The following is a 24,454-nucleotide window of genomic DNA, read 5'->3' on the forward strand; positions in this document are numbered from 1 at the left end:
GAGTGAAAAAGTATGTTTTCAAACATTGGGATACCGGGCTTGATTCTGATCTTTGTCATCGCCCTCATTATTTTTGGCCCTTCAAAGCTGCCCGAAATCGGACGAGCTGCCGGACGGACACTGCTGGAATTTAAAAGCGCCACAAAATCACTTGTGTCTGGTGATGAAAAAGAAGAAAAATCGGCTGAGCTGACAGCGGTCAAGCAGGACAAAAACGCGGGCTGAGTGCTGATGAGGCAGACACCGGGTCTGCCTCTTTTTTTATAAAAGGGAGGGCTTTTTTGAATGGATAAAAAAGAAACCCATCTGATCGGGCATTTAGAAGAGCTTCGCCGCCGGATTATCGCGACTCTCGCGGTATTTCTTCTATTTCTCATCACGGCTTTTTTGTTTGTGCAGGATATTTATGACTGGCTGATCAGGGATTTGGATGGGAAGCTGGCTGTACTTGGGCCGAGTGAAATCCTCTGGGTGTATATGATGCTTGCCGGCATTTGTGCCATTGCGGCTTCCATCCCTGTTGCCGCATACCAGCTGTGGCGTTTCGTTGCCCCGGCTTTGACAAAAACGGAGCGCAAGGTGACGCTCATGTACATACCCGGGTTGTTTGCGTTGTTTTTGGCGGGGATCTCTTTCGGATACTTTGTCTTGTTTCCGATCGTACTCAGTTTTTTGACTCATTTGTCTTCCGGCCATTTTGAAACGATGTTTACAGCTGACCGTTATTTCAGGTTTATGGTGAATTTGAGCCTGCCGTTTGGCTTTCTGTTTGAGATGCCTTTAGTGGTGATGTTCTTAACAAGGCTGGGCGTCCTCAATCCCTATCGGCTGGCCAAAGCGAGAAAGCTGTCCTATTTTTTGCTGATCGTCGTGTCCGTATTGATTACACCGCCTGATTTCATTTCTGATTTTCTCGTCATGATTCCGCTGCTTGTCCTGTTTGAAGTGAGTGTCACCTTATCGGCGTTTGTTTACAAAAAGAGACTGACAAGCGAAACGGCGGCCGCTTAGTGCAGCGTACCGCCGGGTGACTTCAAATCCTCATCATATTGTGCGGCCGTAACAGCGGCGATTCTCAATGCCCGGACAATCGTGTCCAGGCTGAGGCTCGGCGCTGTTTTGTCGATGGTCTGTTCAGGAATGAAAGGAATATGAATAAATCCGCCGCGAATGTGTGAAGATGTCCGGCTAATGTGATCCATTAACCCGTAGAACAAATAGTTGCATACAAATGTGCCCGCCGTATGAGAAACAGCGGCTGGTATGCCGTTTTCCTTCATTTTCTCAGTCATCCTTTTCACGGGAAGCCCGGTCCAGTATGCGGCAGGCCCGCCTGGAGAAATCTCTTCATCAATCGGCTGCTGGCCTTCATTATCGGGGATGCGCGCGTCTGCGAGATTGATCGCGACCCGTTCCGGCGTGATCTGCATCCGTCCGCCGGCTTGGCCAACGCAGATCACGATATCCGGCTGATGCTTCTGAATAGCTTGCCGCAGAGTGTCCAAAGCGGTTTTAAAGACAGTCGGAATTTGTGCTGCTGTGATGATGGCTTCATCTGTCTCGAAGCCATTCAGCTGTTTCGCCGCTTCCCATGATGGATTGACTTTTTCTTTGTCAAAAGGGTCAAAGCCTGTGATCAGCACTTTTTTTCTCATCTTCCCATCTCCTTTTTTCTTTTATTCTATTGTTTATTTTTGGGTTTTTCACCAAAATAATAGAAAGGAGTGAATCACAATGGAGCATTTGCCGCAGCAGTATCGCCAGCTGTTCCCAACTGTGCAGACACATACGATGCTTGCCAGCTGTTCTCAGAGCGCGTTGGCAGAGCCTGTGTCAAGGGCGATCAAAGACTATCATGACAGCCTGTTGCTTATGGGAACGAACTGGAATGAAGCAATCGAAAAAACAGAGAGTGCGAGAAACGAGTTTGCAAAGCTGATAGGGGCTGGACCGGATGAAATTGCGATTGTGCCGTCAGTTTCTGATGCGCTGGTCTCTGTCGCATCGTCTTTATCTGGTTTTCGAAAGAAGCATGTTGTGTATACGGAGATGGATTTTCCGGCGGTGTCCCATGTTTGGCAGGCGCAATCCGATTATACCGTATCTGTCATTCCAACAATAGACGGTAGATTGCACCCCAAACAATATGAAAAAGATATCACAGATGAAACAGTGCTGACGTGTGTTCCGCACGTTCATTATCGGGACGGCTTTGTTCAGGATGTAAAAGCGATCGCAGAGATGTCTAAGAAAAAGGGTTCTTTGTTATTTGTGGATGCTTATCAATCAGCGGGGCACATTCCCATTGATGTGAAGGAGTGGGGCGTAGATATGCTGGCGGCGGGCACCCGGAAGTATTTGCTCGGCATACCGGGAATGGCATTTCTTTATGTGAGAAAGGAGCTTGCGGACGCACTGAAGCCGAAGTCATCAGCTTGGTTTGGCAGGAACGGATTTGATGCGGCTTATGCCACAGGCGCGCGTCGTTTTCAAACAGGCACTCCTGCTTTTATCAGTGTATACGCCGCGGCATCGGCTTTATCACTGCTGAACCATATCGGAGTTTCCCGCATCCGGGAGCATGTGAAAACGATCTGTGCTGATGCATGTCAATATGCTGCTGATAAAGGCCTGCAGCTGGCGGCGGCACCAGCGGGGGATCAGCCGGGTATAGTCGCGATCTGGGATGAGCGGGCATCTGAAACGGCGGCGCTGCTAAAGAAGAAAAAAGTGATTTGCGCGCCGCGGGACACTCTCATTCGTCTCGCTCCCCACTTTTACAACACGAAGGATGAATTGCGCCATGCGATTGATGAAATCGCGGCGGTTTTCTCCGCGCGCTGATTGCGGCACATGTAAACAAACAAAAGCCCCTGACCTTGAGATCAGGGGCTTTCCATATTAATGATCAACTTTCACCCGCTTCAAAAAGAAAGCGCCAATTAAACCGATAATCGCCACAATCATCGCAAACACAAACGCGTGCTGTATGCCCGCTGTCAAAGCCTGCGGGATGACTGCCGGATCGGCGGGATTTTTGACTGTGCTCATATAATCATGCTGGCCCGCAGCCATAATGCTGACCGCAACAGCTGTTCCGATAGCGCCCGCCATTTGCTGGAGCGTATTCATGATGGCGGTGCCGTCTGGATAAAACTCAGGCGGAAGCTGGTTTAAACCATTTGTCTGCGCAGGCATCATGATCATAGAGATTCCGATCATCAAGCAGGTGTGCAAGATGATAATCATCACAGCCGTTGAAGTGGTTGTGATGTTTGAGAAGAACCAAAGGACAACAGTCACAATCACAAATCCCGGGATGACAAGCCATTTCGGTCCGTATTTGTCGAACAGACGGCCTGTAACAGGGGACATAAATCCGTTTAAAATGCCGCCCGGCAAGAGAATAAGGCCAGAGGCAAATGCCGTCAGGACTAAGCCGCCTTGCAAATACATCGGCAGAAGCAGCATAGAGGACAGGATGACCATCATGCAAATGAACACCATGAGCACGCCCAAAATAAACATCGGATATTTGAACGCACGGAGGTTGATCATTGGCTGCTTCATCGTCAGCTGGCGGATTGAAAACAGGATAAGACCGACAACGCCGACAATCAGCGAGACGATAACAGTCGGGCTGGACCATCCGCCGGAGCCTTCACCCGCGTTGCTGAATCCAAACACGATGCCGCCAAAACCAATCGTGGACAGGATGATAGACAATATATCAATTTTCGGCTTTGTAATCTCAGATACATTTTGCATGTATGCGAGACCGAAAACAAGGGCCAGCACAAGGAACGGAAGAGAGATCCAGAAAATCCAGTGCCAGTTGAGATGCTCCAGAACCAATCCGGAGAAAGTCGGGCCGATGGCGGGTGCAAACATAATGACAAGTCCGATCGTCCCCATCGCCGCGCCTCGTTTATGAGGCGGGAAAATCACCAAAATCGTGTTAAACATCAGCGGCAATAAAAGCCCCGTTCCAATAGCCTGAACGATCCTCGCCGCTAATAAAAACGGGAAGCTGGGCGCAAGCGCCGCGATCAAGGTGCCTGCAATTGAAAAGATCAGTGACACGGTAAAAAGCTGTCTTGTTGTGAACCACTGCAAGAGCAGGCCTGATACAGGAACGAGGATACCAAGCACTAGCAGGTAGCCTGTCGTCAACCATTGAACGGTTGCTGCTGTAATATTTAATTCCTTCATAAGATCGGTTAACGCGATATTCAGTGCCGTTTCACTGAACATGCCGATAAAACCGGCCAACAGCAAGGAAGTCATAATCGGCATCACTTTGTATTGCGGAGATGCTTTAGCTGCTGTTTCCAAAATCATTTCCCCTCTCTGTCAGCTGAATGTATTCATTCGGCTTATATAAGTATGTCTCTTTTTATCTCTTCAGCAGGGCGGGTATGCGGTTGGAGATATGAAGGAGCGGTGTGCTGTTTTTTGCCGTCAATGATAGAAGGATACCGCCTTCAATCATCGCGTTAATCACGGTGCTGGCTTCCTTAGCATGGCTCTCGCTGCAGCCCGCCTTCCGCAGTTTTTCCTCATACACAGAGGCCCACTCTTTGTAGGCTTCATGGCAGGCTTCCCTCAATGATTCGCTTTTCAATGACGTCTCAGCCGCAAGCAAGCCGACAGGCAAGCCTTCAATGTCTTCCGTACATGAAAATTGGCAGGAGAGCTCCTTCAAAAAGGATTGAATGCCTTCCGCCGGATCGGTGCAGGCTTCCATGCAGTCCGCGATTTTCTGACGGATATAGTCCTTCATCTCATTCACCGCTTCGATCGCGAGTTGTTCTTTACCGCCCGGAAAGTGGTAATAAAGAGAGCCTTTAGGCGCGCCGCTTTCCTTTATAATCTGGCTCAGCCCCGTGCCGTAATACCCCTGCAGCTGAAATAGCCGGGTAGCTGCTGAAAGAATTTTCTCACGGGAATCTCCATAACTCATCACATTCCCACCTCACTGAATTGCAATCAAAAATAAAAATATAGTGACTGGTCTATTATCTTGATTCAATCATCAGTTGTCAAGAGAAATTGACTGTATGAAAAACAAAAATTAAAGGGTCTCTGGGTCCTTTTAGCTTTCTTTATCTTTGAATTTGCTAATGATAAAATGATGTAAGAAACCGATAAGGGAGGTCTCCCTCATTTGCGATTCAATAGATATACAATGATCCTCATCCTTCTTGCCGCAGCATCTCATGTCATTTCAATATACGTATTTCACCAAGGGATTCTAGCTTATCTACTTGCCATTGTCTTTTTATTAGCAGCTGGATACTCCACGAAATGAACGAAACCCAAAGACGAAAATCAAACCAAATCAAAAAGAGAAAAGGATTATTCTCCTTCTCTCTTTTTTTTATGCCTGTTCCACACACCATCAAAAATGAAAGCTGCTGTCATCACAACAACTAAAACGATGATTGTCACTGTGAAAGAAAAATGTTCTTTTATATTTGCCATGAATAACGCCCCTAAAGCCCCAAACACAAAACCCTTTAGTATATTCAACGAGAAGTTCAAACCTTTCTTCATTTGATTGGTCGTGAGTACAAAAATGAATGACCTCAAAAACGGCAATGAGATTGTCAATATTTATATTTTAAAACGAAAATAGGAAAATATTCTCTCTCCGAACCTTAAAATCTCTTTAAAAATAAGGTAAAATTACCCTTTACCTAACTAATTTGGTAACGTAATATAATTGAAGAATTTGTTACAAAAAAAGGAGGAAATTATGAAATTTGTAAAAAGTAAGTTCGTTGCACTTGTAACAATTTTGGCGCTGTCAGTTACATCGCTGTTTGCGGTGCAGCCGTCAGCAAAGGCTGCTGAACACAATCCTGTTGTTATGGTACATGGTATTGGAGGAGCATCATACAATTTTTCGGGAATCAAGAGTTATCTTGTCTCTCAAGGCTGGTCACGAAGCAAGCTGTATGCAGTTGATTTTTGGGACAAGACAGGCACGAATTATAACAATGGCCCTGTATTATCACGTTTTGTGAAAAAGGTGTTGGACGAAACAGGTGCGAAAAAAGTGGATATTGTCGCTCACAGCATGGGGGGCGCGAACACACTTTATTACATAAAAAATCTGGACGGCGGAAATAAAATTGAAAACGTCGTAACGCTTGGCGGAGCGAATCGTTTGACGACAGGCAAGGCGCTTCCGGGAACAGATCCTAATCAAAAGATTTTGTACACATCCATTTACAGCAGTGCCGATATGATTGTCATGAATTACTTGTCAAAATTAGACGGTGCCAAAAACGTTCAAATTCATGGTGTTGGCCACATCGGGCTTCTATACAGCAGCCAAGTCAACAGCCTGATTAAAGAAGGGCTCAACGGCGGGGGCCAAAATACGAACTAATAAGAAACATAACCTTGAAGAATGTCTATTCTTCAAGGTTATTCTGCTTTCAGCACAATGGTTTTCGCAGCCATATCATGAACGGCTTGTTTTTTCTTCGTAAAGGCGGCTGTTAAATAGATCAGGCGGGAGAACACATGCACCCAAGCGATCATATAACGGGCAATAGCCTGTGGGAGGGTGATTTTCTCGTAGGTTTCGTCCCTCACAATTTGCAGCCCGATGATTTTTTTTCCGAGTGTACCCTTCCAATTTGTCAGCGGCATCAGCAATGGATACACAAGCAACACCAATATGGCGGTAACAATGACGCCGGCGGACCCATCGTCAAACGTAAATCCGGATGCCACAATCACTGCGGCTGCTATGATCACATCAAGTAGTAAAGCGCAGGCGCGCAGCATAAAACCAGCTGGTTCCAACATAAACACTTCCTTACATTTTGATAAACACCTAATGATTGTAAAAAAGAAGGGCCTTTAGATGGAATAGGTTATAAGTCTTAAATCACGAAAAATAGTTAAAATATCATAGGTGAATAGACATGATCGCCAAGCTTTTCATATTACCAAATTCTTTTTTAGTCCGAAACCAAGCCCTCAGAAGTTATTTTTGTTAAAATAGAAAAGTTACAACAGAATTCGGAGGGTTTATTGTGGGAAAAGTGAAACGAAATGCTCCTTGCCCTTGTGGCAGCGGCAAGAAATATAAAAAATGCTGCGGAAGTAAAGTTGTCGACTTCCCGACAGAACTAGCGGCAAAAGAAGCAAAACAAATTCAGGAAGACCTAGTGGAGTTTGCCTTCACAGTACATAGAGAAAGCATGTCAGGATTTATCAACCAGCATGAATTTCTTTCTGCTATGGACAGACAGACGAAAGATATCAGCGTATTTAATTTAGGGATCTGGGGAATCTTCTTCCACCCTCTTGCTGGTGAAAAGACCATTTTCGAAGATTATCTTCAGAAAGAAGGCGATTCGATCACTCGTCCGAAAACGCGTGACATCGTGGAATCATGGAAGAGCATGACGCCTGCGTTATTGCTGCTGCAAGACTTGAAAGAAGGTGTCATTCACTTTGAGGATGTCATTACGACAAAACAATTCGAAGTAGAAATGGACGCCAACAATCAAGACTTACCGCCAGTGGGAAGCCTGATTCTCGGATACCCAATCCATGAGGCCGAAAAAGCGGAATTCTTCATGCAGTTCACGATCTTCCCGGTGAAGAGAACCGAAGCGCTGATCAGCAAGGTGAAGAAATATGCGGATGCCGCTGTGAAAAGTGGCAAAACGCCTGAGGACTTCATGAAGCAAGAATTCAACAGCGTTCTATTCGCGCTGTTAGCGGAGAAGGATGAAGAGCCGCAAGCAGAGGCAGCGGCAGAAAGCAATGTTGAGTGGGCAAACGACTTGGAGAAAGAAACAGCTGCGGCTATCGAAGAAGGCATGAGCGGAGATGAGTATCCGACTGAACTAATTCCGGCTGTTATTGACATTTGGAAAACATTCTGCGAGAAAAAATCACCGGTCATCAGAAAGCCGGAAGCTTTTGCAGCGGCAGTTGAATATTATGTGAATGCGATTTCTCTTAACGGCGTGTCCGTATCTCAAGCCAAATTGGCGAAAAAATACGGCGTCAGCGCATCAACGATTTCCAGCCGCTACAAAGAAATTGAAAGCACGTTGCAAGATGAAGCGGATCGTTTTGCGCAAGCATTATCATCTTAACGAAAAAACCTTGAAAAGCCGGGCTTTTCAAGGTTTTTTTATTTCTGGAACGGAATCTTGATCTCTAACCGGAAGACAGGGTGGCGGTAGGTAAAATCCAATTTGCCGGAAGCGCTTTTCACCAGTTTTTGAATGATATACGTGCCCATGCCTTTATGAGCGCCGCTTTTCGTTGAACGGCCAAATGATTGATACAGTGTGTCGAGCACTTTTTGGTCCATGCCGGGCGTGCTGTTTTCACAAATGAGCACATAAAGCCCGCTGCGCAGCGAGGTTTCCAGCTTAATCTCCGCTTTTTCTCGGGCCTCCGCCGCGCTGTCGAGCGCATTTTCCAATACGTTCCCGATCATGCTGACTTGATCAGCGGATGAAAATGGAAGTGAAGAAAGCGGTGTATGCATATGCAGCGAAACCTTCACGCCTGAAGCATGTGCGTTTTCAAGAAAATCATATAGCACCCCTGCAACATACGCATTCTCTCCTTTCAAAAAACGGTCATATTGACTGTACTGGTTCGACCAGATTTGGATATATGCTTGTGTATCTGCATGAGACTTCGCTGAACGGATCGCTGCTATATGCTTCATCGTGTCGTGATTCCGGCTTCTGACATCCATCAGCATTCGATTGGCGTGCTGTTCAGCTTGCGTCAGTTTATCAATTTGATCAGAAAGCCCAGCCAACGAGGCAGACTGTTCGATACGGACCGCCTCACACGCTGCAAATATCACAATCAAAAACAATATCGGCAGTATGGGAGCGCCGATCAGCACAGCTGCCGCTGACATCACCTGAATCACGGCAATCCACGAACAAAGCTGGAGAGAACAGCGATTCCACATCCGCTTCGTTTTCCAGAGGTACAAACCTGCCGCCGCCGCGCCTAAAGCAGCTGAGAGCAAAGAGACAGCCATACTGTTCGATAGAGCAGCAGCTCCCAGATAAAATATGAAACTAAATGAAAACAAGCAAAGACATTGAAAGAAGGTAATCACGTTCCGAACTCCTCAAAAATAGTAGTTTTGAAAATAATCAAGCTGCTGCTTGGTGATCATCGCTTTTTTAGGCGTTCCCTCAAAAGCAACCGTAAACGAATGCTTTGTATAAGCCGAAAAATGCTTTATGTAATGAATGTTGATAATAAAGGAACGGTGTGAACGGAGAAAATCTTTTTCAGGCAGGTCGCCTTTAATATCATTTAATGTTTGATATGTCTGCACCTCTTCGGCGGTTGTCACAATCGTCGTCGAGCGTCCTGTCCGTTCTGCGAAAATGATATCCTTCTTTTGCAGGACGTGCATCTCAGATTTTTGCTTGATCAAAATCCGCCCATTCAAGCTCGTTTCCGTTTTCTTTTTCGCATAACGGTCGAAAGAAGCCTTCAGCCTGTCGGCGTGGTACGGCTTCATAATATAATCATGGACGTTCAGGTCAAAGGCGTGGACTGCATAGCCGCCGTTTCCGGTCACGAAAATCACATCCACATCAAGCGAATGGGATCTGATCAAATCAGCAAGCTCGTAACCAGACATATGAGGCATCTCGATATCGGCAAGCAGCAGATCAATGTCTCCGTTCTTCACCCGCCTGTAGGCCTCCTCCGCTGAATCGGTCGAAAAGACCATTTCGACATCCTGTATTCTAGATACGATCGCTTCCAGTTTCTCTAAATCTACTCGATAATCATCGACAAGTCCGACTTTTACCATTATCATTCCCCTAGTTACATAGAATCATCTTTATTCTATCCCATTTCACGACATAAAAAGAACTCTTCGCGACAACTTTATCCAACAAATCCATCATTTCGTATATAGTCATTACTAGAAATAACGAAAAGGGAGATCATGACATGATTACACTGACCGATTGCAGCCGCAGGTTTCATGATAAGAAAAAAGTAGTCAAAGCGGTGCGAGATGTAAGCTTAACCATTCAAAAAGGAGAAGTCGTCGGGATTCTCGGGGAAAACGGTGCCGGCAAAACCACGATGCTGAGAATGATTGCTGCCTTGCTTGAACCATCACAGGGCGCTATCACTGTAGCCGGCTTTGACACGGTCAAGCAGCCGGCCGAGGTAAAAAAAAGAATCGGCGTCTTATTCGGAGGGGAAACCGGACTTTACGACCGGATGACCGCTAAAGAAAACTTGCAATATTTCGGCCGGCTGTACGGGTTAAACCGCCATGAAATCAAAGCAAGAATAGAAGATTTATCGAAACGGTTCGGCATGCGCGATTATATGAACAGGAGAGTGGGCGGTTTTTCGAAAGGCATGAGGCAGAAAGTTGCCATTGCCAGAGCACTGATTCACGATCCGGACATCATTTTATTTGATGAGCCGACAACAGGGCTTGATATTACATCAAGCAACATCTTCCGCGAATTCATCCAGCAGCTGAAAAGAGAACAAAAAACCATTCTGTTTTCAAGCCACATTATGGAGGAAGTGCAGGCGCTCTGTGACAGTGTCATCATGATTCACAGCGGAGAGGTAATTTACCGGGGAACGCTTGAATCTTTATACGAGAGCGAGCGGAGCAAGGATTTGAATTACATCTTTATGTCTAAGCTTGTCAGGGGGATTTCTTAAATGCTGAGCCATATTTATAAAAAAGAAATGATCGACGCTTTTCGCGACAGAAAAACGCTTTTACTCACAATCTTAGTGCCGATGATTACGATGCTTGGGCTTGTCTTCTTTTATGAAAGCATACTGTCCGACAAAGGAGAGGAGTACACGCTGGCTGTCGGCCATGCGCTGCCGCCAGCACTGGAAAGCAAGCTTAATGCAATTGACGAGATCAGCGTAAAAACGTTTCCAAAGGCTGAAGAGGCGGTTGATGACGGAAAAGCAGATGTGTACCTGAACGTCCCGAAAGAGTTCGACTCATATGTCAACAGCATGACACCTTTTAAGATCGATATTTACGGCAATTCAATCGATCAAGGCTCGTTAAGTGCCATGCAGCTTGTGCAGTCTGCTTTAGATCAGTACAAAAATGAAATTGTGCAGAAACGTTTAACAAATAAGCGCATTGATCAATCGGTGATTCAGCCATTTACGATTCAGCAAAAGGAAGCGGATGAGGAGAAAGGGGATTCCGCTATTATGATTTCTGCCATTCTGCCCATGCTGATCCTTACATCTATTGTTTCTGGCGCAATGCCGATTGCTCTTGATATCATGGCTGGGGAAAAGGATCGGAAATCGATTGAGGCGCTGCTGTTGACGCCAGTCAGCAGAAACAAAGTGCTGGTCGGCAAGTGGCTGGCGGTTTCCACTTTTGGAATTGCTTCAGGCGTATTATCTCTGGTGTTTTTGATTTTGTCCTCCGTGTTATTTACAGAAAATTTAAGAACCGCCTTCCAGTTGGGAGATCATATGTGGGTCGTGCTCGGCGCTTCTGCCATAATCATCGTGCTTTCTGCATTGCTGATCTCTGCGCTGGAGCTTTTTATCAGCATTGTTTCCAGCTCGGTAAAAGAAGCGCAAAGCTATATGTCTCTCGTCGTCTTTCTGCCTGTGTTCCCGATGTTCTTCATCTTCAGCAAGGCACCGAACCAATTTGATTTACCATACTTTGTCATCCCGTTTCTGAACCTGCACGCTTTATTCAAACAGCTTTTATTCGGGGTAATTGACCCAGCTGCCATTCTATACACGGCAGGAACCATCGCCGTGCTCATCGCCATATTCTTTTTACTGGCCAGAGCCTTCTTCTTGAAGGATAAATGGGTTCTGCCAAAATAAACTTGCAAAAGGAGAAATACACTTTCTCCTTTTTGTATATCCTGAAAAAAGAAGGAAAATAGAAAAAGGATATCTAATACAGAAAGTGACCCTGCCCTATTTTTCATCAAAATTGGTTTCAAAGGAGAAGGAACAATGGATCAAACACGTACACTTGGCAAGACGAAGCTGCAGGTGAAGCGGATCGGATTCGGCGCGAATGCGGTCGGCGGGCATAATCTATTTCCAAATCTGAATGATGAGACAGGGAAAGATTTGGTGCGCACAGCATTGGATGGCGGCGTCAACTTTATCGATACCGCCTTTATATACGGATTGGGGCGTTCTGAAGAATTAATCGGCGAAGTTGTGCAGTCACGCGGCGTGCGGAATGAGCTCATCATTGCCACTAAAGGGGCCCATAAAGAAGCGGGTGGCAGCATTGAATTAGACAACAGCCGTGAGTTTCTGCGCGGCGAAGTGGAAAAGAGCCTGAAGCGGCTGAAAACAGACTGCATTGATTTGTATTATGTTCATTTCCCTGATGGCAAAACCCCTCTCGCTGAGGTGGCAGGCACGCTGAAGGAGTTGAAGGATGAGGGCAAAATCAAAGCGATCGGCGCTTCGAACCTCGATGATCAGCAGCTGCAGGAATTTAATGCAGACGGCTATTTGGAGGTCTTCCAGGCAGAATACTCTCTCATTCAGCGTGATGCTGAGAAGGGGATTCTTCCATACTGTGAAAAACACGGCATTTCCTTTATTCCTTATTTTCCGCTCGCGTCCGGACTGCTGACAGGTAAATTCACGAAGGATACGGTCTTTCATGACTTCAGAAAGGATAAGCCGGAATTTCAGGGGGAAACGTTTATTCACAATCTTAGAAAAGTAGAAAAGCTGAAAGCGGTGGCGGAGGAAAAACAAGCGGAGACGGCACATGTCGCCTTGGCGTGGCTGTTAACGAGACCAGCGATAGACGCCATCATTCCAGGCGCTAAACATCCGGAGCAGTTGAAAGATAACTTGGAAACCTTGAACATTGAACTGACTGAAGATGAAGTGGAATTTATCAGCAGGATATTCACATAAAAAAGGAAATAGCCGCGATGGCTATTTCCTTTGGTGTTTTATTCTTTGATGAATGCTTCGACTAATTCCGCTGCTCTGTAGTCGTCCAAATCAAGCTGCCATTGGTCGATGTCATTTTTCTTCATTTTCACTTCAACCGTTTTTTCAGATGAAGCTGGCCCAAGCTTTTTGAATTCCTCGGGATATACTTGAAGCGCGTATTTCACAGCATCCTCATAGCTTGCGCCAGTATTTTTGCTGTAGTAGTCTTTCACTTTGTCTTCGATGCGGTCTGAAAGAGAAGATGCATCTACAGGTTTAACTGTGGCTTCAACAATCGCTTCGTCTTTTGAGATTGAAGTTGTTTTTGCCTGAATGGAAGAGTTTTTGCTTAATCCCGCTTTAATGCCGTTTACGATATTATCAAGCGCTTTGCTGTCCGCATATGTGCTGGAAAGGCCGGAAGCTGAGAGATACCCGTCTTTGGCTGATTCGTTGAAATCATTTACAATTTCATTTTTGTTGGCACCGGTGATTTTTTCGAAATCAGCGTTGTCTTTACCGAAAAGAAGGACATCAACATAAGCCGATAGTGCTTTGGCAGAGTCTTGGAGCTGGTCTGCTGTCGCAAGGATTTTTTTGTCTTTTCCATTAATTTTGAAAGTAATTGATTTTGGCTTTTTATCACCGTAAGATTCCGGCGTATAGTTAAGCTCGTATTTCTCGCCTTTATCTACCACAAAGAAAAGGCTTCCTTCAACTGATTTATCAGCGTTAATCGTGCTGCTGCGCAGCTTTTCGTTATAGTCTTCAGGGTCTGTGTCAGACATTTTGGTATCATCTTGGTACAAAGTGAAATCCATGCTGTCTACATTCAGCGGTTCTTTCCCTGTGTTTTTCACAGCGACATTGACCTTTAACACGAGCTGGCCATCCGAAGTGGACTTATCATACTTAGACGGCAGTGTATAAGAGACATCTTTGACTTTCACTTGAGCTATATCTGAGCTTTTTTCTGTTTCTGACTCTTTCTTTTCTGCGCTTGTTTTGCTTCCGGAACAAGCTGCTGTAAACAACATCAGCAGAAGAATTAAGAAAACAGCGTACGTTTTTTTCTGAAACATTCTTTTTCCTCCTTAAATCGTTTAGGGCGGGAGAGTCTTTTGTCTTTGAGAAATGGATCTTTTTGAATGGAATAGCATTTTATAACCAAAAAAATCAGTTCTTTTCTCACGGTTTTCACCGGATTTTTTGGAAACTCCGCCCTTCTTTGTTATAAATGGACCTATAAAAAGTTACAACGTGATTAATTTTAAGATTATTGGCTTTGATATTGAATAGGTTCATCAACCTATTTTTGGTGAAAAATGTTCTGGTAAAACTGGTAAACTCAGAAATTTGTGTATTTTAGACTATTACTTTCAGATCATTCAGAGAGTGATATTCGAACGAAGAAAGGGGTTGTCTTGGTGAGAAAAGAGCAATTAAAACAAAAAGCACTGGAAATAGGTCGTGTGCCGCAGCAGTATAAACTGGAAATTGAAGACTATGGAGATGAACAGAAAAGGGCGTATTTTTGCTGGATAGATCCGCAGGATGAAAACAAAGGGATCATCGTAGAGCTTGGACCCGACGGACAGCTGGAAGGACTTTCTCGAGATGTTGAGCTTGAAAGCGATGAGAAGCTGTCTGAAGACCAAATAGAAAATATCTTGATTCAGTTCGTGAACTTTCATTATGCGGAGGCTCCGAATGCTTTCGTCCGTCAAGAAAACGATGAGGCATATGATGATAAAGTAAGGTTTTCATATGTTCAAATGGAAGACGGGATGCCGCTTCCTATGAGCGGTTTTATGGCTGATGTCTCCTTATCAGGGGAGGTGGTGTACTTTCGGTATTACGGGAAAGCGGGGAACATAATGAAACCGGAACGGGTCGCAGATGAAAAAGAAGCACTGGCTTATTTCAAGAAAAGTGCAGATGTCACTCTCCTGTTTGAGGTTCTCCATCGCTCTGTCTACAAAAACGGAGACGATCAGCCGCATTTGGTGTATGAGCCTGAATGCAGAGCCATCACCGTACCCGCGGATTTGGTTCTAGAAGAACGGGCGATTGATGACGATGACAGGGAGCGTGAAAGTTTTCCCCTCCCTTTATTCGAAGGCATTTACGAAAAGGCTGATCTCGGCAGCATGATCGGCATCGAAAAAGAGTTTGTCAAAGAGCGGGAAGCCGATTTGGGAGACGGGAGAATCGGAACCGTTTGGCGGAATCCGGCTGATCCTGTATATGAGCCGGCGGATAAAAGCATGGACAGCTGGTTTCGAGGCCGGTTTCATCAAATGCTGAAAACCATCCATAACAAAGAGACCGGAAAACTCGAAGGTGTCATGTCGTTTATGGAGAGAAAAGGGCCGTTGACAGTACCTGAGGCAGAGTGCGAAAAAATCGCGATTCGCTTCCTATTTGCTTTATTTCCGAATGCCGATCAATATTTTAAGATCAGGTACGACGAACCGGATGAAGAGGAAAACGCAGTCGCTGGTTTTACATTTGATGCGCACTGTCATGGAGTGCCGCTCCGGTTTGGGCAGACCAGAATCTGCGTCAGCCGCCAGACAGGACACATTACCGCTTATATGGCGCCGGATATTGACCCGAAGGAGCTGGAACCCATTCAACTGGTTCCGGCCATTTCAGCAGAACAGGCGAAGGCAATCTTCTGGCAGCATTTTAAAGTTGAGCTTGGCTGGGAGAGGGAATACCGAGATGATGAAGAAAACAGCTACCGGCTCGTCTACAAGCCGATGTATCCGCGTTTTATCGAAGCCCATACAGGAGAGCCAGTGATGAGTTTATGGTAAAACAGTGAAAAGCCGCACAAATGCCGCATATATAGAAGATGAAGTGTGATGAAAGTAACAGAAAGAATCTTCGAGAATAAAGACAATAATAGAAAAGGACCTTTCTTCACTTTAAATGAAGAAGGGTCCTTTTATATAATAAACAGGATTCTCTTTGTCGTAGACTCTTTTGAAAGGATGACTTCATTGGTGAATAAACAGCTGAAAAAGAAGGCGCAAGAGATCGGGAATGTACCGCCGCATTATGATCTTGAGATAGAAGATTACGGCCAAAAGAAAAAGGGGCAGGCGTACTTCATCTGGAAGGACCCTGAAGATCCTGAAAAGCATATTACAATCGAACTTGGAAATGACGGCGCTTTGCTCACCTTTTCAACAACCGTTCGCTCCGAGGCGGACAAAAAGCTCCCGGATGCCGAGCTGAAGCTGATGGCTCTTCAATTTGCTGCTGCCAACCATCCCGGCACCTTTATGACATTTCATTTTCAGGGCAAGGAAGAACGGGGGCAGTACATCCGTTTTATATATGCCAAAATGGAAATGGGGCTACCGCTTCCCAATTCAGGCTTTTTGATTGATATGACACGAAGCGGACAGATTGTCCATTTTTTATATTATGGAGAAGAGCATAAAGCCAAAGTCCCTAAGGAATTTGTAGCAAAAGAGAAGGTTGTGTCGCATTACGTAAATACAATGTCCCTGCAGCTGATGTACGATGTCATAGACGGCGAACAGGCACCAAGGTTATTGTATGAACCGATTCTGCCAGGGTACAGCTATCCCGCCGATGTTGACGAAATCGTTCCCGACCAGCATATCGCTGATGAGAGAATAGAAAACGGGGCGCCCCTGCCGCCGCTTCAGAACACGGGCGAAATCGATATATACACCATGCTCGGCTTCACCTCTGATATGCAGAAAGTCAGTGAAAAGGACTTTGGGGAAGAAATGGGAAGCACATGGCGCAAAGGAGACGCGCCGGAGCGGAAGGATTTAAGCATAGGGAGTTATTTTGAGACGAGAAATAAAAACACAATCAAAATAAAAACGGATAAAAGAACAGGAAAATTAAAAGCAGCGATCTCTTTTATGGAACAGCGGACCACACGCCAATGCTCAATAGAAGAATGCCAAAGGACAGCGCTTCAATTTTTGTATGCGCTCTATCCTAGAGCGGCTGAGTTTTTCAAAGCGAATCCCGTCCTCATTGATGAAAGAGGGAGAGTCCGAAACCATTTCTCTGTCTGGTATAAAGGAGTGCCGCTGAGGTTCGGCGCTGCCCGGATCATTGTCAATCCGGAAACTGGAATGATAGATGCTTTTATGGCGCCGGATATTGATCCTGAACAATTACAAACAATCAATCACAGGCCGGATGTGTCAGCCCAAGAAGCGAGAGAAACATTTTTAGCCGCTTTTGATGTGAAGCTGGTATGGCAGCCTGATTTTACAGCAGGCAGTGTGCAGCATTACAAGCTTGTATATCAACCGGTTTATCCTTCCTATATTGATGCGAACATAAGGAAAAAGAAAAGGCTGTGAGGGTGTCTAGTCAGGAATCATCTGCAAGTGGGGATAGTCTTTGAATCGTTTCCAGTCCCCGCCCCACTCAAAACCGAGCTTTTTGGCAATCTCGACAACCTCCAGCCAATCTGATTGACCGTTTTGATTGCCGTCATATTCTATATCCCAAATGATGCTGCCATCCTTTTTTCGCAGGGCGAAATCGATGGCTAAACCATAGTTATGATACGATTCCCCTCCTCTTGCATAGGTGACAATATTCCCTTTTTTTGTGCGTCCCTGTTTATATAATTCGTCTTGTTCCTCAAAGGACCTAAATCCTTCTGTAATGACAATGTGAATGCCTTTATTCGCTGCTGCGGCCTTGAGGGCCTCGGCATTTTGTTTCACAATCGGATGAAGATCCGAAGGGACAGGCATATCCTGGAGAGCGTTTTGAGAATGCCATTCGTTTCGTATATAGCTAAAACACAGATCAAGAAGAAACAGAATACATAAGATAACAGAAATTTTTGCGGATAATTTCATATCGGTCTCACTTTCTCATGATGTGCTGAATGTTTTCGCTTTTAAGCGATTGACTCTCTCTAAAAGAGAACAGCTATGATAAAATATAACATAAATAGTATCTGGAGGAAGGAGGCAGACCGATGAGAGCAAAAATTCCATCTGAGGAAGTAGCAGTAAAGCTAAACGAATGGTACAAGCTCATTCGCGCATTTGAAGCAGATCAAGCAGAAGTGTTAAAGCAGGAGATCGAATACGATTTAGAAGACATGGAAGAAAATCAGGACTTGCTATTATATTTTTCTTTGATGGAATTCCGGCATCGAATCATGCTGGATAAGCTGATGCCGGTGAAAGACAGCGACACCAAGCCTCCGTTCTCTGATATGCTGAACGAAATTGAAAGCAATCAGCAAAAACTCACAGGCTTATTGGAATACTACTTTTATTATTTCAGAGGGATGTACGAATTTAAGCAGAAAAATTTTATCATAGCCATTGACCATTACAAACATGCCGAGGAAAAGCTCGAGTATGTCGAGGATGAAATCGAAAAAGCCGAGTTTCTTTTTAAGGTTGCAGAAGTGTATTATCACATCAAACAAACGTATTTTTCCATGAATTATGCAAGCCAGGCGCTTGATATCTATACGAAATATGAGCTGTACGGCCGCCGCCGCGTACAGTGTGAGTTCATTATCGCCGGAAATCTGACAGACGTCTATCATTATGAAAAGGCGCTCACACACTTGTGCAGTGCCTTAGATCATGCAAGGCAGCTTGAAGAAGCGTATATGATCGCTGCAGCCCATTATAATGTCGGAAACTGTAAGTACAGTCTAGGAGATTTTAATGAAGCGGAGGGCTATATCAAAACAGCCGCCGCCATTTTTGAGGAGCACAGCTTTCAGCAGGCCGTTCAATCCGTTTTTTCACTAACCCATATCTACTGTAAACAGGGGAAATACGGAAAAGCGACAGAGGCGTATGACCGCGGGATCAAGAGCGCTGCTGAATGGGAAGATGACATGTACTTGACGAAATTCCGCCTTATTCATGAGCTCTATCTTGGCAGCGGCGACCGGAACGTGCTTGAAGAATGCTTTGACCTGCTGGAATCCCGCCAGCTTCTTGCAGATGCAGAAGAACTGCTGCATGATACAGCGGAACATTTCAATCAGCAAGAACGTTATGAGTCTGCCGCTTTCTTTTACCGCAGATTGATGGATATTAAAAAGAAGCTTGCTGAGCAGCGTTTTCAATAGAAAAGGCAGAGAACATTTCTGTTCTCTGCTTTTTTTATGCTGTTTTCAACCCGGAAAAATAGGGTATTTTCCACTGCATAATAGAAAATCAGGGGAGGATATCGTTTATGTTTAAAGATTTAACCGGAAAAACAGCGATTGTGACAGGTTCTTCAAAAGGCATCGGAAAAGCCATTGCGGAACGGTTTGGACTGGAGAAAATGAATGTTGTTGTGAACTACCACAGTGACCCTTCTGGTGCCGATGAAACGGTGGACATCATTAAGGATAACGGAGGGAAAGCTGTCGCAGTTGAGGCGGATGTGTCAAAAGAAGAAGGGATTCAGGCGCTCATGGACACCGCTTTAGAACATTTCGGCACGCTCGATGTCATGGTGAACAACTCGGGTTTTAACGGCACGGAGGCTATGCCGCATGAGATGAGTCTTGAAGATTGGCAAAGAGTCATTGATGTCAACGTTACAGGAACCTTTCTGGGAGCCAAAGCAGCGCTTAGCCACATGATGAAAAACAACATCAAAGGCAATGTACTGAATATCTCGAGCGTTCACCAGCAGATCCCGCGCCCCGTAAACGTTCAGTATTCCACATCCAAAGGCGGCATCAAGATGATGACAGAAACGCTGGCACTCAATTATGCGGATAAAGGAATCCGCGTCAACGCGATAGCGCCCGGCACTATAGCGACAGAATCAAATATTGATACAAAAGAAGAGGAAAACAGGCAAAAACAGCTGAAAAAAATTCCGATGAACACTTTCGGAAAGCCGGAAGAAGTGGCGGCAGCAGCGGCTTGGCTCGTATCTGAGGAAGCGAGTTATGTAACGGGCACCACACTCTTCGTCGACGGCGGGATGACACTCTATCCGTCTCAGTTTGAATAGAACAAAACAGGGGGATTGCGGGATGAAAACAGACTGGTGGAAGGATGCGGTGGTCTATCAAATTTATCCGAGAAGCTTTCAAGACAGCAATGGAGATGGAATTGGGGACTTGCGGGGATTGATTTCCCGCCTTGATTACATAAAGGAACTCGGAGCAGACGTGATTTGGATTTGCCCGATTTATCCTTCTCCTAATGTTGATTTCGGCTATGATGTGACGGACCATAGGACGATTATGGATTCATACGGAACGATGGACGATTTTCACGAGCTGCTTGATCAGGTGCACCAGCGCGGATTAAAGCTGGTGATGGATTTTGTGTTAAATCATACTTCGGTGGAGCATCCTTGGTTTAAAGAAGCTGAGCTGGACAAAAACAGCAAATACCGCAGCTATTACTATTGGCGCCCCGGCATAAAGAACGGCCCGCCGACGGACTGGGTGTCTGACTACGGATGCCCGGTCTGGCAATACGAGGAGCATACGGGAGAATATTATCTCCACATGAATGCCGTCAAACAAGCTGATTTAAATTGGGAACATCCCGAGGTGCGCCAAGCGGTGTTTGACATGATGAGATTTTGGCTCGATAAAGGGGTCGACGGGTTGCGCATTGATCAGCTCCATCTCATTTCGAAGAAAGAATATCTTCCTTCGTATGAGGACTATCTCAAACAGCAGGCAGAGCCGAAGCCTTTCCAGCCAAATGGCGAACGAATTCATGACTATTTAAAAGAAATGACAGATGAAGTATTTTCCCGGTACGATGTGATGTCTGTCGGGGAGGTTGGCAGTGTCACACCGGAGGAAGGACTGAAATATACGGGGACTGATGAGCATGAGCTGAATATGATTTTTCACTTTCAGCATATGGAGCTTGACCAGCAGCCCGGAAAAGAACATTGGGATCTGAAGCCCCTTGAGCTTTCTGATTTAAAGTCGGTTTTGACCACATGGCAAAAGAAGCTTGAACATGAAGGCTGGAATACTTTGTATTGGTGCAACCATGACCAGCCCCGGATTGTGTCCAGATTCGGAGACGATGGGGAATACCGTAAAGCATCTGCGAAAATGCTCGCCACCGTTCTTTATCTCATGAAGGGAACGCCGTATATTTATCAGGGAGAAGAAATCGGGATGACAAACGCGCCGTTTACCCGGATTGAGGATTACAAAGATATCCAAACGATCAATATGTATCATAAACGGGTGTTTGAACAAGGCAATGATCAAGAAGAAGTGATGAGGTCAATTTTAGCCAAAAGCCGGGATCACGCCCGGACGCCAATGCAGTGGAGCAGCGGCAAAAATGCCGGATTTACTGACGGCACGCCTTGGCTGAAGGTCAACCCGAACTTTGCGTCCATCAATGTGGAGGAAGCCCAGGCAGACCCTGATTCCATCTTAACCTATTATAAAAGGCTGATCAGCCTGAGAAAGCAGTACGCCGATCTCATCAAAGGAAGCTATGAACTTTTGCTTCCGGATGATCCGCAGCTGTTTGTGTACATGAGAGAAAATGGCAAACAACAGCTCTTGTCGGTGAATAACTTTTCAAAAGAGCAAGCTGTTTTCAGGTGGCCTAAGAGCTGCGGCAAGTTTCAGGCCTCCCTGCTTCTCAGCAACTATAAAAACAACGGTGACCTTGCTGATGAAATGGTGTTTCAGCCTTATGAAAGCAGGGTGTATCTTCTGGACAATTCAATCAAATGACTCAGCCCGGCATTTTCAGCCGGGTTTTTTACGTACATATAGTAGCGCTATAGACGGAAAGAATAACATCAAAATGAAATTTACGCTTGCAAAACGGAATGACTTCGGTTTATTATGATAGAGGATTACAAAATCGTTATCATTTTGATTTAAAGTTACTGAAAAAGAGGGGATATAAGATATGTTTAAAAAATGGAGCGGCTTGTTTGTGATGGCAGCATGCTTTTTATTGGTAGCAGCATGCGGCAATACCTCGTCATCAAAAGGGGCGGAGGATTCAAAGAGTGATAAACTGCACATTGCCACAACCTTCTACCCGATGTATGATTTTACAAAACAAATCGTAAAAGACAAAGCTGAGGTTGACTTGCTCATTCCATCATCCATTGAACCGCATGATTGGGAACCGACACCGAAAGACATTGCCAACATTCAGGATGCTGATTTGTTCGTTTATAATAGTGAATACATGGAAACTTGGGTTCCGTCCGCTGAAAAAAGCATGGGCCAAGACCATGCCGTTTTCGTTAATGCGAGCAAAGGCATTGATTTAATGGAAGGCTCTGAAGAAGAACACGAAGAGCATGAAGAGCATGGTGAGCACGAAGAGCACGGAGACCACGAGGAGCATGAGCACAGCCACAGCCATGAAATGGACCCTCACGTATGGCTCAGCCCTGTTCTTGCGCAGCAAGAAGTAAAAAATATTACGGCGCAAATTGTCAAGCAGGACCCGGATAACAAAGAATACTATGAGAAAAATAGTAAAGAATATATTGCAAAACTGCAGGATCTTGATAAACTATATCGTACAACCGTAAAAAAAGCGGCGAAGAAAGAATTCATCACACAGCATACAGCTTTTAGCTATTTGGCAAAAGAATACGGTTTGAAGCAGGTTCCGATTGCAGGCCTTTCGCCTAACCAAGAACCGAGCGCAGCCGACTTAGCGAAATTAAAAACGTATGCCAAAGAACATGACATCAATGTCATTTACTTTGAAGAGGCTGCATCCTCCAAAGTAGCAGATACGCTGGCCAATGAACTTGGCGCGAAGACTGAAGTGTTGAATACACTGGAAGGCTTAAGCAAGGAAGAACAAGATAAAGGGTTAGGGTATATCGACATTATGAAACAAAACCTCGATGCCCTGAAAGATTCACTATTAGATTAATCATAAGATAGTGTGCGCCGGAGGGTGCACACTATTTCTTTGTGAGAAAGGAAGATTGACATGAATCTCGTCTCATTGAAAGATATCGTTTTCGGCTATTCCCATACGCCTGTTTTGGATAAAGTATCACTTGATATAGAAAGCGGTGAGTTTGTCGGCATAACGGGCCCAAACGGCGCCGCTAAATCGACGCTTATGAAAGTAATGCTCGGCATGCTGAAACCGTGGGAAGGCACAGTGACGATCAGCAAAAAGAATGCAGAAGGAAAACGCCTAACCATCGGGTATGTGCCGCAGCAAATTTCCTCATTTAATGCCGGCTTTCCGAGCACGGTGCTGGAGCTTGTGCAGTCAGGCCGCTATACAAAAGGGAAATGGTTCAAACGTTTAAATGAAGAAGATCATATCGAAGTGGAAAAAGCATTGAAAATGGTGGAAATGTGGGAGCTGCGCTATCGGAAAATCGGCGACCTATCAGGCGGACAGAAGCAGAAAATCTGTATTGCGAGAATGCTTGCCAGCAATCCGGATCTCTTAATGCTGGACGAACCGACAACAGCCGTTGACTACGACAGCAGAAAAGGATTTTACGAATTTATGCACCATCTCGTGAAAAATCACAATCGCACAGTGGTAATGGTTACTCACGAACAAAATGAAGTACAGCAATTTTTAGATAAAGTGATTCGATTAGAGAGAGGAGAAAAAGGCGGATGGAAATGTTTGACTTGGAATTCATGCGACGAGCTTTTCTAGCAGGCGGCATGATCGCCATCATGGCTCCGATACTAGGAGTGTATCTCGTTCTCAGAAGACAGGCCTTAATGGCTGACACACTTTCACATATTTCATTGTCGGGTGTGGCCATCGGCTTTTTCCTTAGCACCAATATTACCGCGGCGAGCATCGTCGTCGTAACCATCGGCGCAATCGGAATCGAATACATGCGGCGGGCGTACCGGACATATTCAGAAGTGTCCATTGCCATCTTAATGGCGGCTGGTTTGTCCTTCGCAATGTTTTTAATCAGCCTTTCAAAAGGCGCCGCCACTATGAGCATCGATCAATACCTATTTGGATCGCTCGTGACAGTCAACCAGCAGCAGGTCTATATTATCGGCATCATTACACTGCTGATCCTGCTTTATTTTATCGTACTCAAAAGGCCGCTCTACCTGCTGACGTTTGATGAAGCAACAGCAAAAACATCAGGAATCAATACAAACGTTCTGTCGATGTCATTCAGTATCGTGACAGGGCTTGCGATTTCGGTCATTATTCCGATCATTGGGGTCCTTCTTGTATCAGCCCTGCTCGTATTGCCGGCAGCATTCGCTATCAGAATTGCAAAAGGCTTCAAGTGGGTATTTATTACGGCGGTGCTCATTTCGTTATTCAGCGTATTTATGGGACTGACATCATCTTATCAGCTCGGAACGCCGCCAGGGCCGTCTATTACCCTGCTTTTGATCGTTCTGCTTTTGATTGGATTTGTGGTTCAGGGCGTTTGGATGTTTATGAAAAAAGAAACCCTGCGCAAAAAAAGCCGCGGGTAACGCAAAAAGCAGTTTTTCCATCGGGAAAACTGCTTT

26 protein-coding genes are annotated in these 24,454 nt (G+C 45.3%); 16 read left to right on the forward strand and 10 right to left on the reverse strand.

Annotated elements, in window-relative coordinates; translation table 11 throughout:
• Positions 1–12 precede the first annotated feature (12 nt).
• On the forward strand, positions 13–225 hold the full coding sequence (tatAD, locus tag M1D98_RS01525) for a sec-independent protein translocase protein TatAD (protein ID WP_003223835.1): 213 nt from the start codon (positions 13–15) through the stop codon (positions 223–225).
• 60 nt (positions 226–285) lie between these two features.
• On the forward strand, positions 286–1,011 hold the full coding sequence (tatC, locus tag M1D98_RS01530) for a twin-arginine translocase subunit TatC (protein WP_121641792.1): 726 nt from the start codon (positions 286–288) through the stop codon (positions 1,009–1,011).
• Here tatC and pcp read toward each other — a convergent pair.
• The gene (pcp, locus tag M1D98_RS01535; RefSeq protein WP_268558659.1) at positions 1,008–1,655 is read right to left on the reverse strand and encodes a pyroglutamyl-peptidase I; all 648 of its coding nucleotides are present in this window, start codon (positions 1,653–1,655) and stop codon (positions 1,008–1,010) included. The genes tatC and pcp overlap by 4 nt on opposite strands.
• Positions 1,656–1,734: 79 nt before the next feature.
• Between pcp and M1D98_RS01540 the strand changes: the two genes are divergently transcribed.
• A complete protein-coding gene (locus tag M1D98_RS01540; protein WP_121641794.1) occupies positions 1,735–2,844 on the forward strand; it encodes an aminotransferase class V-fold PLP-dependent enzyme in 1,110 nt (369 codons plus the stop codon).
• A 57-nt stretch (positions 2,845–2,901) separates the two neighbouring features.
• Here M1D98_RS01540 and lmr(B) read toward each other — a convergent pair whose 3' ends face one another.
• From lmr(B) to M1D98_RS01555, 3 genes are all read right to left on the reverse strand, one after another.
• Positions 2,902–4,341, reverse strand: a complete 1,440-nt coding sequence (lmr(B), locus tag M1D98_RS01545; RefSeq protein ID WP_456279926.1) for a lincomycin efflux MFS transporter Lmr(B) — start codon at positions 4,339–4,341, stop codon at positions 2,902–2,904.
• A gap of 55 nt (positions 4,342–4,396) precedes the next feature.
• Positions 4,397–4,963 (reverse strand): transcriptional regulator LmrA, encoded by a 567-nt coding sequence (lmrA, locus tag M1D98_RS01550; RefSeq protein WP_010331401.1) that lies wholly within the window; start codon positions 4,961–4,963, stop codon positions 4,397–4,399.
• A 395-nt stretch (positions 4,964–5,358) separates the two neighbouring features.
• Positions 5,359–5,484 carry a hypothetical protein gene (locus M1D98_RS01555; RefSeq protein ID WP_268522005.1) on the reverse strand — a complete coding sequence of 42 codons (126 nt, stop codon included), beginning with the start codon at positions 5,482–5,484 and terminating at the stop codon, positions 5,359–5,361.
• A gap of 274 nt (positions 5,485–5,758) precedes the next feature.
• Here M1D98_RS01555 and M1D98_RS01560 point away from each other — a divergent pair, with 274 nt between their 5' ends.
• Positions 5,759–6,397, forward strand: a complete 639-nt coding sequence (locus M1D98_RS01560; protein WP_456279927.1) for an esterase/lipase family protein — start codon at positions 5,759–5,761, stop codon at positions 6,395–6,397.
• Positions 6,398–6,435: 38 nt separating this feature from the next.
• Here the strand turns inward: M1D98_RS01560 and M1D98_RS01565 are convergent, their stop codons facing one another.
• Entirely contained in the window at positions 6,436–6,819 is a 384-nt protein-coding gene (locus M1D98_RS01565; protein ID WP_456279928.1) for an RDD family protein, read from the reverse strand.
• A gap of 233 nt (positions 6,820–7,052) precedes the next feature.
• On the opposite strand from M1D98_RS01565, the gene M1D98_RS01570 reads away from it, so the two are divergent.
• Positions 7,053–8,129 (forward strand): helix-turn-helix domain-containing protein, encoded by a 1,077-nt coding sequence (locus M1D98_RS01570; protein ID WP_456279929.1) that lies wholly within the window; start codon positions 7,053–7,055, stop codon positions 8,127–8,129.
• A gap of 38 nt (positions 8,130–8,167) precedes the next feature.
• Here the strand turns inward: M1D98_RS01570 and M1D98_RS01575 are convergent, their stop codons facing one another.
• Positions 8,168–9,124: a sensor histidine kinase gene (locus tag M1D98_RS01575; RefSeq protein ID WP_456279930.1), complete on the reverse strand. Its 957-nt coding sequence runs from the start codon at positions 9,122–9,124 to the stop codon at positions 8,168–8,170.
• 12 nt (positions 9,125–9,136) lie between these two features.
• Positions 9,137–9,838 carry a two-component system response regulator NatR gene (natR, locus tag M1D98_RS01580; RefSeq protein WP_121641798.1) on the reverse strand — a complete coding sequence of 234 codons (702 nt, stop codon included), beginning with the start codon at positions 9,836–9,838 and terminating at the stop codon, positions 9,137–9,139.
• A gap of 143 nt (positions 9,839–9,981) precedes the next feature.
• Between natR and natA the strand changes: the two genes are divergently transcribed.
• The 3 genes from natA (at position 9,982) to M1D98_RS01595 (ending at position 12,951) form a co-directional block, all read left to right on the forward strand.
• The gene (gene natA, locus M1D98_RS01585; RefSeq protein WP_121641799.1) at positions 9,982–10,722 is read left to right on the forward strand and encodes a sodium ABC transporter ATP-binding protein NatA; all 741 of its coding nucleotides are present in this window, start codon (positions 9,982–9,984) and stop codon (positions 10,720–10,722) included.
• Complete coding sequence (locus M1D98_RS01590) at positions 10,723–11,883, forward strand: ABC transporter permease (protein WP_121641800.1); 1,161 nt, start codon at positions 10,723–10,725, stop codon at positions 11,881–11,883.
• Between the two features lie 135 nt (positions 11,884–12,018).
• Positions 12,019–12,951: an aldo/keto reductase gene (locus M1D98_RS01595; protein WP_456279931.1), complete on the forward strand. Its 933-nt coding sequence runs from the start codon at positions 12,019–12,021 to the stop codon at positions 12,949–12,951.
• A 38-nt stretch (positions 12,952–12,989) separates the two neighbouring features.
• Here M1D98_RS01595 and M1D98_RS01600 read toward each other — a convergent pair whose 3' ends face one another.
• Entirely contained in the window at positions 12,990–14,054 is a 1,065-nt protein-coding gene (locus M1D98_RS01600; protein ID WP_121641802.1) for a DUF4352 domain-containing protein, read from the reverse strand.
• A 21-nt stretch (positions 14,055–14,075) separates the two neighbouring features.
• On the reverse strand, positions 14,076–14,207 hold the full coding sequence (locus tag M1D98_RS01605; protein ID WP_128568276.1) for a hypothetical protein: 132 nt from the start codon (positions 14,205–14,207) through the stop codon (positions 14,076–14,078).
• Between the two features lie 165 nt (positions 14,208–14,372).
• On the opposite strand from M1D98_RS01605, the gene M1D98_RS01610 reads away from it, so the two are divergent.
• On the forward strand, positions 14,373–15,794 hold the full coding sequence (locus M1D98_RS01610; protein ID WP_412096118.1) for a YcdB/YcdC domain-containing protein: 1,422 nt from the start codon (positions 14,373–14,375) through the stop codon (positions 15,792–15,794).
• A gap of 186 nt (positions 15,795–15,980) precedes the next feature.
• On the forward strand, positions 15,981–17,336 hold the full coding sequence (locus tag M1D98_RS01615; protein ID WP_435576934.1) for a YcdB/YcdC domain-containing protein: 1,356 nt from the start codon (positions 15,981–15,983) through the stop codon (positions 17,334–17,336).
• Between the two features lie 6 nt (positions 17,337–17,342).
• On the opposite strand, the gene M1D98_RS01620 is transcribed toward M1D98_RS01615, so the two are convergent.
• Entirely contained in the window at positions 17,343–17,846 is a 504-nt protein-coding gene (locus tag M1D98_RS01620; RefSeq protein WP_010331392.1) for a M15 family metallopeptidase, read from the reverse strand.
• A 122-nt stretch (positions 17,847–17,968) separates the two neighbouring features.
• Here M1D98_RS01620 and rapJ point away from each other — a divergent pair, with 122 nt between their 5' ends.
• The 6 genes from rapJ to znuB all read left to right on the forward strand — a co-directional run bounded on the left by rapJ (position 17,969) and on the right by znuB (position 24,418).
• Entirely contained in the window at positions 17,969–19,090 is a 1,122-nt protein-coding gene (rapJ, locus tag M1D98_RS01625; protein WP_121641803.1) for a response regulator aspartate phosphatase RapJ, read from the forward strand.
• 107 nt (positions 19,091–19,197) lie between these two features.
• Complete coding sequence (locus M1D98_RS01630) at positions 19,198–19,974, forward strand: SDR family oxidoreductase (protein WP_121641804.1); 777 nt, start codon at positions 19,198–19,200, stop codon at positions 19,972–19,974.
• A gap of 22 nt (positions 19,975–19,996) precedes the next feature.
• Positions 19,997–21,688: a glycoside hydrolase family 13 protein gene (locus tag M1D98_RS01635; protein WP_121641805.1), complete on the forward strand. Its 1,692-nt coding sequence runs from the start codon at positions 19,997–19,999 to the stop codon at positions 21,686–21,688.
• A gap of 181 nt (positions 21,689–21,869) precedes the next feature.
• Positions 21,870–22,862: a metal ABC transporter substrate-binding protein gene (locus M1D98_RS01640; protein WP_268558654.1), complete on the forward strand. Its 993-nt coding sequence runs from the start codon at positions 21,870–21,872 to the stop codon at positions 22,860–22,862.
• 60 nt (positions 22,863–22,922) lie between these two features.
• The gene (gene znuC / locus M1D98_RS01645) at positions 22,923–23,618 is read left to right on the forward strand and encodes a zinc ABC transporter ATP-binding protein ZnuC (RefSeq protein WP_010331386.1); all 696 of its coding nucleotides are present in this window, start codon (positions 22,923–22,925) and stop codon (positions 23,616–23,618) included.
• On the forward strand, positions 23,576–24,418 hold the full coding sequence (gene znuB, locus M1D98_RS01650; protein ID WP_010331385.1) for a zinc ABC transporter permease ZnuB: 843 nt from the start codon (positions 23,576–23,578) through the stop codon (positions 24,416–24,418). The genes znuC and znuB overlap by 43 nt, the downstream gene beginning before the upstream one ends.
• Positions 24,419–24,454: the final 36 nt, after the last annotated feature.

The organism is Bacillus sp. K7, from assembly GCF_053903245.1.